Genomic DNA, 418 nt, shown 5'->3' on the forward strand with positions numbered 1-418 from the left:
GCGCACTCGGAGACTTCGCGCATGCCGTCGCCGAGCGAGGCATTGATCTGCGCGACATTGTCGAGCATTGCCGCCGCTTCCTGGCGTGCTTCGCGGGAGCGGTCCATGTCACGCGAGGCCATGTGCGAGACCTTGAACTCGGTCGAGAAGTTCTCGGACCAGTCACTGAACAGTTCGCCCATCCAGGTTTCGTACTGGGTCGGCTGCTGGTACCAGAAGTTGCTCAGCGAGATGGCGCTGCTGCTGACCTGCGGGAAGCGCAGGGCCTGGCGCGGTTCCGGATGCAGTTCGCTGCCGCCACGCGGCGGCGCCGAAGGTGCGCCGTGGCGTCCGACAGCTGGCCGACCTGCTTCATGGCCGCCGGATCCAGTTGCAGGCGGTGCGCCTCGTCGAACAACTGCTCGCGGTCCTCCTCGAT

1 protein-coding gene and 1 pseudogene are annotated in these 418 nt (G+C 66.0%); both read right to left on the minus strand.

Annotated elements, in window-relative coordinates; genetic code table 11:
• Positions 1 to 131: pseudogene (locus tag ABGA94_RS06650) on the minus strand (chemotaxis protein); the annotation flags it as partial.
• 92 nt (positions 132 to 223) lie between these two features.
• Positions 224 to 418, minus strand: a 195-nt coding sequence (locus ABGA94_RS06655; protein ID WP_375366762.1) for a hypothetical protein, incomplete at its 5' end; no start/stop codon positions are given.

The sequence above is a fragment of the Stenotrophomonas sp. 3diitr2024 genome, assembly GCF_042136455.1.
GTDB classification, from domain to species: Bacteria; Pseudomonadota; Gammaproteobacteria; order Xanthomonadales; family Xanthomonadaceae; genus Stenotrophomonas; species Stenotrophomonas sepilia.